12 protein-coding genes and 5 pseudogenes are annotated in these 15,069 nt (G+C 59.9%); 5 read left to right on the forward strand and 12 right to left on the reverse strand.

Going from position 1 to position 15,069, the window contains the following annotated elements; translation table 11 throughout:
- Nucleotides 1–860 (forward strand): Ulp1 family isopeptidase (locus IF803_RS25765; RefSeq protein WP_461193936.1); only part of this gene is annotated, 860 nt, incomplete at its 5' end.
- Nucleotides 861–925: 65 nt separating this feature from the next.
- Nucleotides 926–1,138, forward strand: coding sequence for an IS66 family transposase (locus IF803_RS25770; protein WP_157183419.1), 213 nt, complete (start codon nt 926–928; stop codon nt 1,136–1,138).
- Here IF803_RS25770 and IF803_RS25775 read toward each other — a convergent pair.
- From IF803_RS25775 to groES, 7 genes and pseudogenes are all read right to left on the reverse strand, one after another.
- Nucleotides 1,105–1,271 (reverse strand): annotated as a pseudogene (locus tag IF803_RS25775) (IS630 family transposase); the annotation flags it as partial. The gene IF803_RS25770 and the pseudogene IF803_RS25775 overlap by 34 nt on opposite strands.
- Nucleotides 1,272–1,459: 188 nt before the next feature.
- On the reverse strand, nt 1,460–2,653 hold the full coding sequence (locus IF803_RS25780; protein ID WP_028344434.1) for an amino acid aminotransferase: 1,194 nt from the start codon (nt 2,651–2,653) through the stop codon (nt 1,460–1,462).
- A gap of 1,724 nt (nt 2,654–4,377) precedes the next feature.
- On the reverse strand, nt 4,378–4,674 hold the full coding sequence (locus IF803_RS25785; RefSeq protein ID WP_028344433.1) for a hypothetical protein: 297 nt from the start codon (nt 4,672–4,674) through the stop codon (nt 4,378–4,380).
- A 345-nt stretch (nt 4,675–5,019) separates the two neighbouring features.
- On the reverse strand, nt 5,020–5,244 hold the full coding sequence (locus tag IF803_RS25790) for a hypothetical protein (RefSeq protein ID WP_026192343.1): 225 nt from the start codon (nt 5,242–5,244) through the stop codon (nt 5,020–5,022).
- Between the two features lie 217 nt (nt 5,245–5,461).
- Nucleotides 5,462–5,881, reverse strand: a complete 420-nt coding sequence (locus tag IF803_RS25795; RefSeq protein WP_461193938.1) for a phasin family protein — start codon at nt 5,879–5,881, stop codon at nt 5,462–5,464.
- A 399-nt stretch (nt 5,882–6,280) separates the two neighbouring features.
- The gene (gene groL / locus IF803_RS25800) at nt 6,281–7,921 is read right to left on the reverse strand and encodes a chaperonin GroEL (RefSeq protein WP_461193940.1); all 1,641 of its coding nucleotides are present in this window, start codon (nt 7,919–7,921) and stop codon (nt 6,281–6,283) included.
- A gap of 69 nt (nt 7,922–7,990) precedes the next feature.
- The gene (groES, locus tag IF803_RS25805; protein WP_212061794.1) at nt 7,991–8,305 is read right to left on the reverse strand and encodes a co-chaperone GroES; all 315 of its coding nucleotides are present in this window, start codon (nt 8,303–8,305) and stop codon (nt 7,991–7,993) included.
- Between the two features lie 291 nt (nt 8,306–8,596).
- On the opposite strand from groES, the gene IF803_RS25810 reads away from it, so the two are divergent.
- Complete coding sequence (locus IF803_RS25810; protein ID WP_168857701.1) at nt 8,597–8,887, forward strand: hypothetical protein; 291 nt, start codon at nt 8,597–8,599, stop codon at nt 8,885–8,887.
- A gap of 72 nt (nt 8,888–8,959) precedes the next feature.
- On the opposite strand, the pseudogene IF803_RS25815 reads toward IF803_RS25810, so the two are convergent.
- The 4 genes and pseudogenes from IF803_RS25815 to IF803_RS25830 form a co-directional block, all read right to left on the reverse strand.
- Nucleotides 8,960–9,905: pseudogene (locus IF803_RS25815) on the reverse strand (oxygenase MpaB family protein).
- Nucleotides 9,906–10,286: 381 nt separating this feature from the next.
- Nucleotides 10,287–10,697: pseudogene (locus tag IF803_RS25820) on the reverse strand (DUF932 domain-containing protein); the annotation flags it as partial.
- Nucleotides 10,698–11,733: 1,036 nt separating this feature from the next.
- Nucleotides 11,734–13,323 carry an acyl-CoA dehydrogenase family protein gene (locus IF803_RS25825; RefSeq protein WP_172648471.1) on the reverse strand — a complete coding sequence of 530 codons (1,590 nt, stop codon included), beginning with the start codon at nt 13,321–13,323 and terminating at the stop codon, nt 11,734–11,736.
- 302 nt (nt 13,324–13,625) lie between these two features.
- Nucleotides 13,626–13,712 (reverse strand): annotated as a pseudogene (locus tag IF803_RS25830) (sigma 54-interacting transcriptional regulator); the annotation flags it as partial.
- A gap of 311 nt (nt 13,713–14,023) precedes the next feature.
- Between IF803_RS25830 and IF803_RS25835 the strand changes: the two are divergent.
- Both IF803_RS25835 and IF803_RS25840 read left to right on the forward strand, forming a co-directional pair.
- Nucleotides 14,024–14,344 carry a transposase gene (locus IF803_RS25835; RefSeq protein WP_461193943.1) on the forward strand — a complete coding sequence of 107 codons (321 nt, stop codon included), beginning with the start codon at nt 14,024–14,026 and terminating at the stop codon, nt 14,342–14,344.
- Nucleotides 14,345–14,544: 200 nt separating this feature from the next.
- A pseudogene (locus IF803_RS25840) lies at nt 14,545–14,763 on the forward strand (IS110 family transposase); the annotation flags it as partial.
- Here the strand turns inward: IF803_RS25840 and IF803_RS25845 are convergent.
- Nucleotides 14,723–14,983 carry a hypothetical protein gene (locus IF803_RS25845; protein ID WP_209910154.1) on the reverse strand — a complete coding sequence of 87 codons (261 nt, stop codon included), beginning with the start codon at nt 14,981–14,983 and terminating at the stop codon, nt 14,723–14,725. The pseudogene IF803_RS25840 and the gene IF803_RS25845 sit on opposite strands and share 41 nt — an antisense overlap.
- Nucleotides 14,984–15,069 lie beyond the last annotated feature (86 nt).

A 15,069-nucleotide genomic window follows, 5' to 3' on the forward strand; every position in this document is an offset into this window, starting at 1 on the left:
AGCCATTTGTTGATCTGAATGCGCCAACGCCGTCCGAGTTGCGGGACGATGCTCACTTTGCGCCAGCTGATCCTGCCAGGGTTCGCTCAGACACCTACGCTGGTTCTGTATCATTTGTTGGTCGGGATGCGCCCAGACCGCAGGTGATTGATCTAAATCCGCCCACGCTGCCGGAGCTGCGTGATGATGCTCGTTCTGCGCCTTTCCCGCGCACATCCGCCGATGCTCAAATCGGGGCTATGGATCCGACAGCCTCCTCCTACGGCCGCAGTAGACTAGAGCTCGGTGCCAAGGAATGGCTGGGCGACAAGCATATCAACAGGGATTACGAGCTCCTAGCGGAGGAGTTGCGGCGGAGCCGTCCGGAACTCGCCGCCCTGACGCAGTTCGTGGACCCCCTGATAGCTCACTATCGACTGCGCTTCGGCGCCGAGCCCGACATGCTCCGCGCGTTGAAGCGCATCGGCTACGATCCAAATGGTAATGGTCCCGACTTCCTGTTCCTGCCAGTGAACGACGCTATGGATCCTAATCGCCCCGGCACGCATTGGTCGCTGCTGCTCCTTGATTGCCACACGCAAGGAGAGCCGGTTGCCTATCACTACGACTCTGTCCGGGGACACAACCACGAGGCGGCAGCGCAGCTCGCACGACGGCTGCGTGCCCGCCTGGAGTCACCCAGCATGGCCCAGCAGCGGAACAGCTATGATTGCGGCGTCTTTGTGGTGGACGGCACGCGGGCGCTGGTTCGACGATTGGCCCAAGGAGAGCGGCCAGCGCACGAGCCGCTGCACCTTGACAACCTCGTCGCCAATCGGCGGTCCCTCCAGATTCGACTGGCTCATCCCGGCTTGGGCTAATGGAGCTGGCTGGAGTGGCTCTCCCGGACACTACACCGGGGGGCTCGCCCAAGCGAGCCGCCTGTTTGGCCGCGGAAGCCGAAGCCCAGGGGGCCTTGCTGATCGAGAAGCTCAAACTCACGATCAAGAAGCTCCGCCACGAGCAGTTCGGACAGTCCTCCGAGCGACGCGCATTGCTGGAGCAGCTCGAGCTAAAGCTCGCCAAGGTGGAGGAGACCGCGGCGCAAGCTAGAGCATTCGCCGATCATGTTGCAGCGTATCCTGCGGCGATGAAGTAGTTGCGGCATTCGGTTGCTGTGAAGCGATCAATGATGCCACCTTCGCGGTCCAGAGGCCTTCGACGGTTCGTTTTGCGGCCTGACGCAAGAGCGCTTTGAGCTTGGCGAAGGCATTCTCGATCGGATTGAAGTCAGACGTACGCATCCGGCGACGGCCCTGGTCAGGTCGCTTTGGGCGGATCGCCGATTGCGATTAGGCGGCGTGAGCGATGCGCGGAGGGCGCCAGTTCCAAGGCAGGAGTTCGTGGATATGCCTGGAGGGATGATCTGGCAGGCGGGCCAGTAGGGAATCGAACCTTTGACGGCGGTCTGAGGCCTCTATCAAGGTCCATCTCCCCGTGCGGAACTCACAGCCGCCTTGATCGCGCTTGCGACACGCGCCACATCGGTGCGCTTCAAGCCGGCGACGTTGATGCGGCCAGATGTCGGCATGTAGATGCCGTGCTTTTCCCTTAGTTTCAGCACCTCGGTCTGTGAGAGGGGCAGAATGGAAAACATGCCCTCTTGCGAGCCGATGGCGACGGCATTCGACCATCTTCCTCCCAATGCGTCGACGAAAGATTTTCGCAACGCGAGGAGGCGATGACGCATCGATTCCAACTCTTCACGCCAGTCCCGGCATAGTTCGGGGGAGCTGAGGATGGTCTTCACGATTGCGGCGCCGTGATCGGGCGGCATTGAGTAGCTGGCGCGGGCGATAGCAACAAGATTGGACCGAGCAGTCTCTGAAGCTGATTGCAAAGACGCGACCGCAAACACCGCACCCGTACGCTCGCGATATAGTCCAAATGATTTCGAGCAGGACACCGCGACAAGCGCCTCTGGAACGGCAGAAATTGTCGAACGAAGCGCGGCGACGTCTCCGTCGAGCCCGGCACCGAAACCCTGATAGGCAAGATCAATCAACGGCGTAAGTCCGCGCGCAGCGATCATCGCGGTGATCCGACGCCAGTCGTCCGCCGTCAGCACAGCGCCGCTCGGGTTGTGACAACAAGCATGGAGCAAAACTGCGTCGCCGGGCTCGGCCTGGTGTAGTGCATTCATCATGCTGTCAACTAGAATGGTCTGCGAGGCAACATCAAAGAATGGATAAGTCTCGACCGAGAGACCGGCACCCGAGAAAATTCCTGCATGATTTGGCCAACTCGGTTGACCTAGCCAGATCTTACCCTGTCCGGTCCCGCGAATCAGATCGGCAGCGAGCCGCAAAGCACCCGAGCCACCGGGTGTCTGCACACCAGAGGCGTGGATGGTTGCCGTATGCCCGCCAACCAACGACCACAGCAAATCAAGGAATGTTTGATCACCCTCCGGCGCCACGTACGCCTTAGTGTTCTGGGTCTCGCAAATCAGGTGCTCCGCAGCCTTTACGGCACGAAAGATCGGCGAATGACCGGCCTCGTCGCGATAGACGCCGACCCCAAGGTCGATCTTGTCTGGTCGGGGATCTGCGTCAAAGAGCCCAATCAGCGCAAGCAGGGGATCGTTGGGTTTACGGCTTAATGTTTCAAACATTGTCGGCTTTCTTGATCGAGCGGAAACCGGCCGCATTTGACCGGATGGTTGGCTGCGTTCAGAAGTCAGAGAGTCGCGGCGCAAAGTCACGCGTCATAGTCGCGCGTACTCCTTGGCGCGACGTCCGTTTTGCAGGACGAAGTTTTCGAGTTCTGGCCGCCCAGCGCCCGCGCACGACAACGGTCCCGGCTTGCGACGGGCTGGGTCGCGATGGCCCACCACGCATCAGTTCGGGTTCAAGGTGTTGCCAAATCGAATCGCTGCCGAAATCGGAAGCTTCCGCAGCTCGGGATGGCTCTGCCCGCGATGGCGCGGGTGCGATCTCCTGCCAAATCCGATCCTGGTCGTAATCGGGGGCTTCGGCCAGCGCCTGCAATGCGCTCGGCTCATGCTCAAAGCCCGCTGAATCGGAGGACCGTGGTGCGTCGGGCCGTGGGCTCGTGTTCGCTGGGTCTGTTGGGTTGAAATCCATGCTGTCTATCCTCTCAAATGACTGAGCCGCGCGAGCCCTCGTTCGACGAAGGTCGTTCGCGTTGCGACCTGCGGAAAACTATTTCAAAGGCTCGCGTTGAGCGCCGGCCTCCGAGTTACGGCCAAATGGTGCCAAGCACGCTTCCGGTCGAGCATCGAGTACCCCGAAAGGTGCACGTCCACTGCGTTCACTGGACGGCATCGCCGTCTAGGCATCCGCGCTTTCATGGTGTGGCGCTCAGCTTTCCAGAAGCTGACGGGCAGATGGATTTAGGCCGATAGGACAAGACTGATTTTCGTCGTAAACTGCGCAGTGCCACGGTGAGTAGGCCGGGGAACTCTTGCCACCGGCACCGGGTCACCGGAGGCGGTCGTCCCGCCCCCGGTTTCCAGAACGTGGCGTATGGATTTACCGTACCGACGCTCTTCGACAGTTGGGTCACAGCACTGCAAGCGCCTGCAGCTCCCCACAAGGGAGGCGTAGCCTTCCGCCACTGGCATGCACGGCGCCGATATCGGTATGTTGCACTCGATCGATTGTAAGAATCGATTTGTTGCACACTTCAATCCCTGATCGCCGCGTAACTAGCCTCGGCATCCTAGAAGAGGTGCCGTTCGCGTTTTAGATTTCATTTCGCGGAGGTTGCGCCTCCTCGTAATCACCGATCTTGCGTAGCCCAGAGTGCCTTCCAAAAGCAAAGCCGGAGTGTCAAACGCCATCCGGAACTGCTCCCTCATATTGCCTTAGATGAGAATGTTACCGAAGCGCACCCTGGTGTCTTCTGGATCGCGTGACGCGAGTCGGAGCAAGCCGCTCGCGAAGCGCGCCCTCCAGATCGCCCGGAGCGAGCGGCTTGCGGTGATTCGGCGAAAGAACCTGTCGGCATTAGATAGTAAGAGACGAAGCTTGGACCGATAGTTTGATCTCTGTGCTGCTGATGAGCTGTCGAGCGGAATTTGATCGCCAGTTCTTCACCAATCGCTGCACCGTACGCCGCTGATGGCGGCCGAACCGACCGGGCGCATGCGCTTGCAGGCGGGTGAGAAGATCGACCGCGGACAAGTGCGGAGCCGCGGTGAGCCATTCCTCAATGATGGGAATGTAGGGGTCGAGCATCGATGGCCGACGTGGCACAGGTTTGCGCCGCACGTAGCGGCGCCGATGAATACCCCGCTGCTCACCCTGTTTCCAACATCGCCGAGCTCGCGGGCAAAGCCCGCCAAGTCGCTTTGCACCGGCGCGACAGCCATCGTTAGCTTTCCAGCCCGCTGATCAACGCGCTTGCGCGGCTCATTTTGAGCATCCCGCGTCTGTGCCAGCAATGCCACCGGATCAGGCGTGCGGTAAATTTCCCGCAGCCGACGTTTGAGTGCCTCATCGAGCCGCGGGTGGACCAATGCTCCCTATGGGAGTCGAATCGGTTGATGTTGGATGACGTCGCCTCTTCAAGACCTCTTACAAATAGAATATCAAAGGCCTTCTCGAATTGCTCTTCTTGCCCGGTGGCTTGCTCGTCATACTGAATGTGAGGTGCGGGTACTTCTTTCATCTTCGCATCATCCGCTTGAAAAGATCGGCCGCGAGACGTCGGAAGATGCTAGATATGCACGAAATACCTCGCGCGAACACGACTTGTATGATGGCTATCAGATCCTGCAGTATCATCTCAAGCAAATGCGGTACAGATCGTACGTAGATCCATCTGGCTCAACGGGACCGAGTCTTCTCTGAGAAGCTCCAACGATACGCCTGCGCTATCAAGATCGACCTTTGAGCTGTCGATTCCGTGTATATTTATTTCTTGCAGGCTAAGTGGACTTCGCAGTGCCATTGCCCTCGGCGCTGCTGCCTTGGCGGCGGCCCTGTCGTGCTCTCTACACAGCAGGCCGCTCGCCTACTCGACGCCGATGCTGAAGGGGCAGATTGGCGGGAAGTTGCGCGCGTTGTTCGCCGCGAGCCTCACAGCGGTGCGCAGCGCCCGCAGGACCGTCGCCACGCACCACTTCGGCCACGTCGTCCGGTTCGCGCTGGCGAAATTCTTCGCGATCACCACGCCACCCAATTCGATGTCGCGCTGGCGATACGCGGAATGGAGCTGAACATCGCGGGCGCGTCGCACGGCTTTTTTGCCGCTGTCGCGCCTGGACGGACTCAAAGAAAACGGCCCCGGCGGGGCGGGCCAGGGCCGTCAACTTGGAAGGTGCGTCAGCCAAGTGGGGTCAAGGAAGACGCGAAAACAGTTGTAGCGATCAACCGACCTCATGTTCAACTATATCAAGGTTTAGAGCTGGTGTAGAGCCGTAAGCCTCCTGTGCCGGCCGGCCTGCCGTCCTTCCTCAGGCGGCGTGATGGAGAGCCCTGTCGACGTGCTTCTTGACTTGCCCGCGCATGTCTGTCGTAACCCTCTGGCCGAGCTCCCACAATTCCTTGTTCTGGTCGAAGGCCTTGCGGGCTCGCTCGGTGGACAAGGTCAAGACCTCGGACGCCGATCCGCTGCCAAGCAGATGGGCGAACAAATCGAACGCGAAGGCGGTATTGGCGTGAGAGATTTCGAGCACCTTGAGCCCGTAATCGGTCGCGACGCCCGCATTGCGCGAGTACGTTTCGCTCAACGCCTCGGTCATCTGTTCAGAGGCTGTGCGCGCGCGAGCAAAGCTCTCCACAGCTAGATCGCCGACCACTCCGGGCAATGCGATCTTCGGGAAACCCAACAACGGCATTCCGAGGATGTTCGTGCCGTTCACCGTGACTTTCATTTCACTTTCACTCAAGGCGCAGTCCCCTTCTCGCGCGAAAGGATCGCTCGCAACGCTTGCATGCGTCACGACAGCGCTGACGCTCCGTGTTAGATTCTGAGTTTTGGGTGAGCTTCGATCCCGCCCCGACACTATTCTGCGGGACGAAGGCGCCACTGTCGGTTCGGTTTGCGACTCTCGCGGAGAATTTCTTGAAATTGTCAAATCAAGCCAACGTATATTTATGGAGAGTGTTGTGCATAACGTGCGTGCTGTGAGCAGCGGAAGGCTCCTGTATCGGCGTGAGGTTGTGCGAAGTATCATCGGCATTGGCTGCGCTACCAGGCAGTTTGCGCGCAAACAAAAACCCTGGCATCGCTGCCGGGGTTTTGCATTTCTTGGATCGCTTGAGCGCGGACTTTAGAAGTCCATGCCGCCCATACCGCCGCCCGGAGGCATCGCGGGGCCGCCGGCGTTCTTCTTCGGCAGTTCGGCAACCATCGCTTCCGTGGTGATCAGGAGCGCGGCAACCGAGGCGGCGTTCTGGATCGCGGTGCGTACGACCTTGGTCGGATCGATGATGCCCTTGCTGACGAGATTGACGTACTCGCCGGTCTGACTGTCGAAGCCGAACGCGTACTGATCCTTCTCCAAGATCTTGCCGACGATGACGGAACCATCCTCGCCCGCGTTGATCGCGATTTGGCGGGCCGGAGCCGACAGCGCCTTGCGCACGATCTCGACGCCGGTCTTCTGGTCGTCGTTCTTGGTGCGGATGCCCTTGAGGTGCTCGGAGGCCCGGAGCAGGGCGACCCCACCGCCCGGCAGGATGCCTTCCTCGACGGCCGCGCGGGTCGCGTGCATCGCGTCATCAACGCGATCCTTGCGCTCCTTCACCTCGACCTCGGTCGCGCCGCCGACGCGGATCACCGCGACACCGCCTGCGAGCTTGGCAAGACGCTCATGCAGCTTCTCACGGTCGTAGTCCGAGGTGGTCTCCTCGATCTGCGCCTTGATCTGGGCAACGCGGGCGTCGATGTCGGCCTTCTTGCCACTTCCGTTGACGATCGTGGTGTTCTCCTTGTCGATCATCACCTTCTTGGCGCGACCGAGCATCTGCAGCGTGACGTTCTCGAGCTTGATGCCGAGGTCTTCCGAGATCGCCTGGCCGCCGGTCAGGATCGCGATGTCCTGCAGCATGGCCTTGCGGCGATCGCCGAAGCCCGGAGCCTTGACGGCTGCGACCTTCAGACCACCGCGGAGACGGTTCACGACCAGCGTGGCCAAAGCCTCGCCTTCGACGTCTTCAGCGACGATGACGAGAGGCTTGCCAGTCTGCACCACGGCCTCGAGCAGCGGCAGCAGCTCGTTCAGCGAGGAGAGCTTCTTCTCGTTGATGAGGATGTAGGCGTCGTCCATCTCAGCGCGCATCTTGTCGGCGTTGGTGACGAAGTAGGGCGAGATGTAGCCGCGGTCGAACTGCATGCCCTCGACGACGTCGAGCTCGGTCTCGAGCGACTTGGCTTCCTCGACCGTGATCACCCCCTCGTTGCCGACCTTCTTCATGGCGTCAGCGAGGAACTTGCCGATCTCGGCATCGCCGTTGGCGGAAATGGTCCCGACCTGGGCGATTTCCTCGTTCGAGGTCACCTTCTTGGAGTTTTTTTCTAGATCCGAGACGACGGCCTCGACTGCGAGATCGATACCGCGCTTCAGGTCCATCGGGTTCATGCCGGCGGCAACCGATTTAGCGCCTTCACGGACGATCGCCGCAGCCAGCACGGTCGCCGTGGTGGTGCCGTCGCCGGCAGCATCCGCCGCCTTCGACGCCACCTCCCGCACCATCTGGGCGCCCATGTTCTCGAACTTGTCCTCGAGCTCGATCTCCTTGGCGACCGCAACGCCGTCCTTGGTGATGCGGGGCGCGCCGAACGACTTCTCGAGCACCACGTTGCGGCCCTTCGGACCGAGGGTGACCTTCACCGCATTGGCAAGGATGTCCACGCCACGCAGCATGCGATCGCGGGCATCGACGCCCAGTTTGACCTCTTTAGCTGACATATTTTCCTCCTTGAATTGAGATTCGTCTCTCACCTGCGAGGCAGGGATGAGCGTTTGCGGCGGTCAGCGTTAGGCCGCCTTCTTGGAGCCGGCGACGCCGGTGAGAACACCCATGATGTCGCTCTCTTTCATGATCAGAAGCTCCTCGCCGTCGATCTTGACCTCGGTGCCCGACCACTTGCCGAACAGGACGCGGTCGCCGACCTTGACGTCGATGGGGATCAGCTTGCCGGCTTCATCGCGGCCGCCCGGGCCAACGGCGATGACTTCGCCCTGCGAGGGCTTTTCCTTGGCACTGTCCGGAATGATGATGCCGCCAGCAGTCTTCTCTTCGGCGTCGATACGCTTGACCACGACGCGGTCGTGAAGCGGACGGAATTTCATGCGATCCTCCTTGGCTTTTGTGATTATTGTTGGATTGGCAGTCGCAATAAGCGAGTGCTCACCGCTTCTCACATAAGTCTGTGACACTCCGGCGCAAGAGCTTGGACCATGTCGCCTGTTCGCCCTTGGTGTCTGAACCGTGCCCCTCACTTTGCCGGGGCTGTTTTGGGCAGGATCGGACGTGGCTGCGGGCATACTAAATCGACGCACCAACGCGGAAGTAGGTCCTAGCCCAGAACAGGCCCAATATGCTTTGATGCGCCGGTTGGGACTGAGACGCATGGGTGGCTGATGTACATCTTCATTCGAAAGTACACCAAGGTTCGTTCGGTTGCGGATGCTGCTCGCCGCGCCAAAAGCGGCATTGGTCAGATCCTAAGGGAATCGCACGGATTCAGATCTTATTACGTATTGGATGGGGGCGATGGCGTCGGTGTCGCTGTGATGATATTCGAGGACCGCGAAAGCGCCAATGCTGCGAACGATAAAGTTCTGGATTTCGTTCAAGCAAGCCTGCATGACCTTAATCTTGGAGACCCCGAAATCATCGCCGGGGAAGTTTTGGTGAAGGTAGATGCGTAAGTCTTTCGCGTGTCGGTTGTCGCGGGAGGACCAAAAGGGTCGCCGCTACGTCGGCGGCTGTCCCGGACTGCTTCACCTGTTCCAGCGCTCTTCCAACCTAGGGCGTCCTATCCATGCCCTGTTCAGGCACCGGGTTGTCCAGCCCAGCTGCGGCGTTCCCTGCAGTCGCGCTTGAGCTTCCTGGTAGGGGCCGACGTAGCGAAGCTGGGTCGGTATTTTGGATGCGACGTATTCGTGCAAGGGCACGTTCTGCGGCCTTCCTATCGCACTCGTCAAAGGCAAATCCGAAGCCGGTGCGCAATCGGTCCGGCAGCAGCTCGGCACTCAGGGTTTGATACCAGCGCGGCGGCCGCAACCATGGTCGCCCGCCGGCGAAGATCTGTCGGGCCACCTCGCGCGCGGCCGTGCTGACGGACAATGTATCCGATTGCATCACCGCCGCGGTGTAGGCGGCGAACGCGTCCCAATCCGCCGGCAAGTCGCTCGACGTCAGCCCGAACAATGCCCCAAACAGCCGGCTCTCGGCCCAATAGCGCTCGCGCTCTTCGACCGTGAACGGAGGCAGGATCAGGTCGTGGACGGCCAGAGCAGTGTCGACGAGGGTCGCGTGGACCCAGCGCAACGCTGCGACCTCGTTGGCGCGGTAGGGCGAGCCGCTCTCGAACGGACCGATTGCTTCGGGCAGGCGGCCGACGATCATGGTATGGCGGTGGTGCAGGTGCCGGGCAGCGGTAAGGGCCGCATCGAGCGAGCCGAACACCATCGTAAACACTACGTCAAAGGTTCGATGGAAGCGACCGATCGGATCCGCGAAGGTTCGCGAGTGCTCGGCCACGGCGGCGGCGACCCAGGGATGCGCCAGCTGAAGCAGCAAGGCACGACCGGCGCCCAAAAAGGTGATGGCTTCTCGGTCGATCCGCCAGGTCATCGACCCGGGACCAAAAATGCCCTCGACCGGTCCGGCGGCCCGAGCCCGGACGAAATCAAGAGCGAGCTCAAGGTCGCTTTCGGAGACCAAATGCGCACCTTCCGAAGCAGACGGGGGCATTCCACTGGTCCGTGCAGTCTATCGCAATTCAGCAAGCCATAGCTCTCTCAACCTTGTCGCATGATGTCCACCCGCGCGGAATACGGCGGCCTGACATTTGGTCGAATCCCGTGCGGGTAAGACTGAGCCGGATGCGGCGGCTGCTACGGCACCGTTTGCTGAAGAAACTGCCCCGCCGCCGCCGTCTTTCATACTTCCTCTCGAAAGCTTATTGTTTCGGTCGAACGAGCTCACTTGGCAGCGCTGTCGTTCAGAGTATCTTATTCTGCGATTCAAGAACTCCCGAAACGAAACGCGAGGAACGCTCATGACCGTTGCTGGTTAAAACATTACCGCGCGCTCGAGAGCGTTTTTGATCTGCTCGACGCGATTGGCGGTCAGGCCGTATAGCAGGTTGATTGCTGCGAGTGTCGCGGGAAGCTGCCGCAGGTAAGTGGCCGGCGCGCCAACTTGGCTTGCAAGCTGGCCGAAGCTCCAGTGGGTCGGGACGAGCGGCGTGTCCGAGCCGGGCAGCATCAAGGCCAGGGGCTCAGGATCAGTACCGCTCGCCTCGACATGGATGAGCGCGCTGTCGACCACGCGCGTCCGGCTGCGGTCCGGGCAATCGCGCATCGTGCAGGCCAATTCGTTGAGTGACAGATAACTCATCCGCCGGACGACAGAACCACTCCGAGGACACCCGACCAACGCGCTCGCCGCGGCTCACATCCACCCTGTAACCGAAACTGGGGGGCGGCTGGCATCAACAATCTGCGTATTCATGGGAGCAATCTCCATGACGGGCGCCGGAAGACTCTTCTCCGACCCTCAACCCGTCACGGCCAAGGCCGCTCCCCTCTGCCTCCCTGTATCGTCGGTCGGCAACGCCAACGCCCAAAACGTGCGACCAAGACGCGCGACCAAGGCCTTCGAGCAAGACCCGCGACGGCGACTCACGATATCCGCCGCGCCGGAGTTTCCGTCAGGAATGGAAGCCGAAGGGTGAAAACCCGGCGCAAGCCGGGATTTCAGCGCCAGCCGACAGCCCGGTCCTGCAGGGAGACGGCAATAAAATCAGCCAACGCTTGACAAGACATTTAACCGGCATCGTAGAAGGCGGCTTGATAAAGCTCCTCGACTTCGTGACTTCGTCTGGCGTCAACTGGGAGAATTCGTTGCCGCGGGCGCGCTTTGACAGTCGCCCTTTATTCTGTTGCGAGAATCCAAGCAGTCTGGTGAGGGGCCGCTGCGCCATGCGATCATGTTTTCGACGCCCGAGCGGAATGAATTGAAGCTCTGCAAGAACCGGGCTTTACTCGGAAGATCCTGGTCGATGGAAGCGGCATGGCGGAGGACGAGGGGCTCTCGTTTCGAATCTGAACTGACAGCTAGCTTATATTCCGGAGCGATACGGCGGGCCGCTGATGAAGCCCGCGAATTCTTGCTGAAGTATGGCCGCGAGTATTTAGCGCTAGATGTTAACTATCGAGCCGCAAAATTCTGTGAGCGCAAAAATTGTTGGCCGTAGCTTTTCCGAAGAGACCTACTTCCGGATTCTAGGCTGCCCGGTGTCGGCCGAAATGGCTCCATCATTAGCGTAACGCATGGTTTGAATCTCAAAATGGTCTCGCCTCTCGCGCGAATTTCCTCTGTTCCTAGGCTCTTCGCCGCCGCCTTCGGGGAGACAGGCGGTCTTGACCCGCCCGATCACTGGTTTGTTGGCGTGGCAAGCGCTTGCTGAGGATCGAGCGTGAATCGGCGTGCTCGCAATGCCGGCGACCATAGGATCGACCTCCTCGCTCCGCTTGCTAGCGAGACATTAGACATACTGCTCCAATTTGAGGTAATCGTCTGTGAGGACAGGTGAGCGGATGGAAGAAGCTGCGTCTTGAAGAAAGGCATTCAGAGTCCGACTGGCGCGAATGCGGCCTTCGAAACATGGGCGCGCCGGCGCGCGAGAGCGAAGAGCTGCGAATTCCGAACTGATCAGGTCAGGGGCGGCTGCGGCACAATCTGAGGCGGAGGAGCAACCAGCAGATATGACGGCTTGTGCCAGTCCTAGTGTGGCGAGCCAGCCCGCATAGATTAGCACCGCACCGTCTGTCTCGCTGAGCCCAGAGAGTTCCTTAATTGCAGCAGCATGGACTGGCGCCGCACCAAGAGACAGAAAAAGATCGGCTATTTCGTCACGTGTGGCTCTAGAGAGAAGGCAGCGGCCGAGATGTGATAGGAGCGTCTCGGTCGGACCTTCGAAGATACGGAGAATGCGGGCATCTCGATAGATTTTAGCGACAGGCGTTCCCTCATCGTATCCACGGCCACCCAGCAGTTGGACACATTGATCAGCGACGAGGCCGCACCACTCCGACGATAAAACCTTCGTTGCCGATGCAAGGTGGACGTTAGGCGCGCCCTGCGCTGAGACAAGTCGGCAGGAAGCATACAGCATTGCCTTCACTACTTCGCGCCGGAGTACCATCTGCCCAAATAACTGCTCGATATAGCTATTCTCAATCATGCGCAGCTTACCTAGTCGACGATGGCTCGCATAAGAGGCTGCAACCTGGATAGCGCGCTCAAGGGCTCCAAGACCCATTGCCGCCACACCGATACGCCCGCGGTTCATGCTAGATGATGCTGCTCCCCAGCCGTCTTGATCGCGAGAGAGCACGTAAGCGCTCGGCACCTCGACATCTTGGAACTCCAGAGTATTTTGGATAATGCCACGCAAACCCAGTGTGCGATGCTCGTGGGTGACCTTTAGACCCGGAGCCTGCCTATCAACTAATACACCAACGAGCCGACCTTTCGCATCTGGACCAGAGGCTCGGGCAAAGCAAACGATCCAGCGAGCCCAGTCAGCGAGGCCAATCCAGATTTTGCGGCCAGTGATGCGAACTCTATCTCCGTGTATAAAAGCCGATGCCTCTATATGCCGCGGGGCAGAGCCAGCTCCAGGCTCCGTCAAAGCGAAAGCGCAAAGGTCGCCGCGTGTTGCACCCCACATGACCTGCCTTTGTTCAGGGACGTGCGGCGCCGCTTCGATGCAGGGCAAGGCCAGGAAGTTATGGATGACGAGGGTAGAGGCAGCCGAGATATCAAAGGATGCGGTGGCGGAGATGAGGTCGATTGCCTCTTGCAAGGGAAGAGCTAATCCGCCGTGCTCTACTTGTGTAGTGAGGCCGAACAGTCCATGCCTTGCAAATATGCTGTGTAGGGTGGGAGGAAATGCCCGACGGTCATCCGCATCTGCGAAATTCAACTGACTCAGGTCATCGATTAAACTGGAATATAGGTTAGGTGCAGCACCTTCAGCTGTACGTTCCTGCGATTCCCCGAATAGCGGGTAAAATTGAGTGTACATAGCCATTAAGCCATAATGAGTGAATGCGCTCTTCGTGCCAATCATCCCCGTGGCTAGCTCGATTACACGTTGGTATATTGCGATGCGGGCTATATAAACGCATGCCTCAGATCGGGATTTTTCGCGAGCGCTACGCTGACATCACGTCGAGCTATCGTGGGGGCATGACGCCTCCACTTCCGTGTCCAAAGAGAACAGTTCAACCGGGAAACGTCGACAATCAACTCACCGAAATCTTGCGCAATGGGCGCTTGCTCTGTTGGCCTTGGCGGTCGAGGCCGAGGTTGCGGACTTTCTCGGCAAGCATGCCGATTGTCCCGCGCTGCCGCCGACGCGCTACAATTCCTGCTCCTGATCACCCGCAGCAGCGTCGCCTGGAATGAGCCGGAGATCTCTCCGATTTCATCTAGAAACAGCGTCCCCCCTTGCCGGAGAGCAAACCATCCGACTACCTAACTCATCCCAGTACCACGAACTGACCATTCCGCCCTTCGAGCAGCGAGGTTGGGTTAGACTTGCCTCAGTGGCTTGTATCGCAGGGGCACACGTTAGACTGGTCCCAGTGCTCGAAGGGCAGGTACGCCGCAGATCAGCGAGCCGCCGAGCAAGGCGGTCTAGGCGTCTGGGTAGGTTCGTTCGCGGCACCGTGGCTCTATCGCGACTGCGTCCGGGCAGGTGGTAAGCAGTGAACCTCCTTCGAATTGATGGACACCTGTAGTAGGCTCGAAGAGCCAGGAGGTGTCGGATGGAAGGACGTCAACGTCGGTCGTTTAAGGACGACTACAAGCGGCAAGCGGTTGACCTCGTAGCGTCGAGCGGGCGCTCGATCGGATCTGTGGCCAAGGAGCTTGGCCTGCGCGATTCCGTGCTACGGCGGTGGGTGGAGCAGCGAGAGGCCCGGCTGGAGCCGACGGCAGCGACGCGGCGCCCCACAACGCAGGCGTCGCTGCCGTCGGCGGACCACGCGGCAGAGATCGCGCGTTTGCAGCGAGAGAACGAGCGGCTGCGCATGGAGCGCGACATTTTAAAAAACTGTCCAGCACAGTGGCGCGCCTGTGCGGCGTAGAAACAGCCTTGTGCTACCCTCGGCGGCTGGGAGGGTAGCGGCCGTTCGATTATTGGAGGCACAATCCCCGTTAAAAAACATGGTCCATGGGTGCATGCGAACTTGAGAGTGGTGACGTCGCCCTGGCGACGATCCCGATTAGGAAGATGACGATTGGCATAGCTCAAACCCTCCTGCTCATTATTGAATGGAGGATTGCCATGCTCAAGAAGAGGACGGCCGGCGACCGCCCAGAACCTAGGCCAGTCAACGTCGCGGCCGCCGCCGTCGACATCGGATCAAAGATGCACATGGCTGCGGTGAACCCCGCTTGCACTGACGTGCCTGTGCGCTCTTTCGGCACATTCACGCGAGACCTGCATGAGCTGGCGGACTGGTTCAAAACGTGCGGCGTGACGAGTGTCGCAATGGAATCCACCGCGTCTTCACCTGCACATAGAAGCAGTCGGCCGCCCGATGCAGTTCTACGTCCTCGTCTCCTTCGACGACGATTTTGTCGACGCCAACCGAACCCGCGCCCAGCAGGCAATTCGTCAGATAGAGGTGCTGATACAGGAAGCCACGATGCACGGCCTCGATGCGCACCAACTGGCGTGGATCGAGTACGTTTGGTTTCTTCTCCTCGTACTTCTGGGTCAAGGAGCGCCATCCTCCCAGCGGACGGCCCGCAAAAACTCATCGCGTGTCAGGGCACAGAGGGCGAATTCGCCGCGCTTCAGGGGCAC

The sequence above is a fragment of the Bradyrhizobium sp. UFLA06-06 genome, from assembly GCF_054820065.1.

Excerpts from the sequence above, each read along its gene's own strand:
- IF803_RS25825 (WP_172648471.1), bottom strand. The coding sequence starts at position 13,323 with ATGATTGGCACGAAGAGCGCATTCACTCATTATGGCTTAATGGCTATG.
- IF803_RS25835 (WP_461193943.1), top strand. The coding sequence starts at position 14,024 with ATGGAAGGACGTCAACGTCGGTCGTTTAAGGACGACTACAAGCGGCAA.
- groL (WP_461193940.1), bottom strand. The coding sequence starts at position 7,921 with ATGTCAGCTAAAGAGGTCAAACTGGGCGTCGATGCCCGCGATCGCATG.
- IF803_RS25780 (WP_028344434.1), bottom strand. The coding sequence starts at position 2,653 with ATGTTTGAAACATTAAGCCGTAAACCCAACGATCCCCTGCTTGCGCTG.
- IF803_RS25810 (WP_168857701.1), top strand. The coding sequence starts at position 8,597 with ATGTACATCTTCATTCGAAAGTACACCAAGGTTCGTTCGGTTGCGGAT.
- groES (WP_212061794.1), bottom strand. The coding sequence starts at position 8,305 with ATGAAATTCCGTCCGCTTCACGACCGCGTCGTGGTCAAGCGTATCGAC.
- IF803_RS25795 (WP_461193938.1), bottom strand. The coding sequence starts at position 5,881 with ATGAAAGTCACGGTGAACGGCACGAACATCCTCGGAATGCCGTTGTTG.
- IF803_RS25785 (WP_028344433.1), bottom strand. The coding sequence starts at position 4,674 with ATGAAAGAAGTACCCGCACCTCACATTCAGTATGACGAGCAAGCCACC.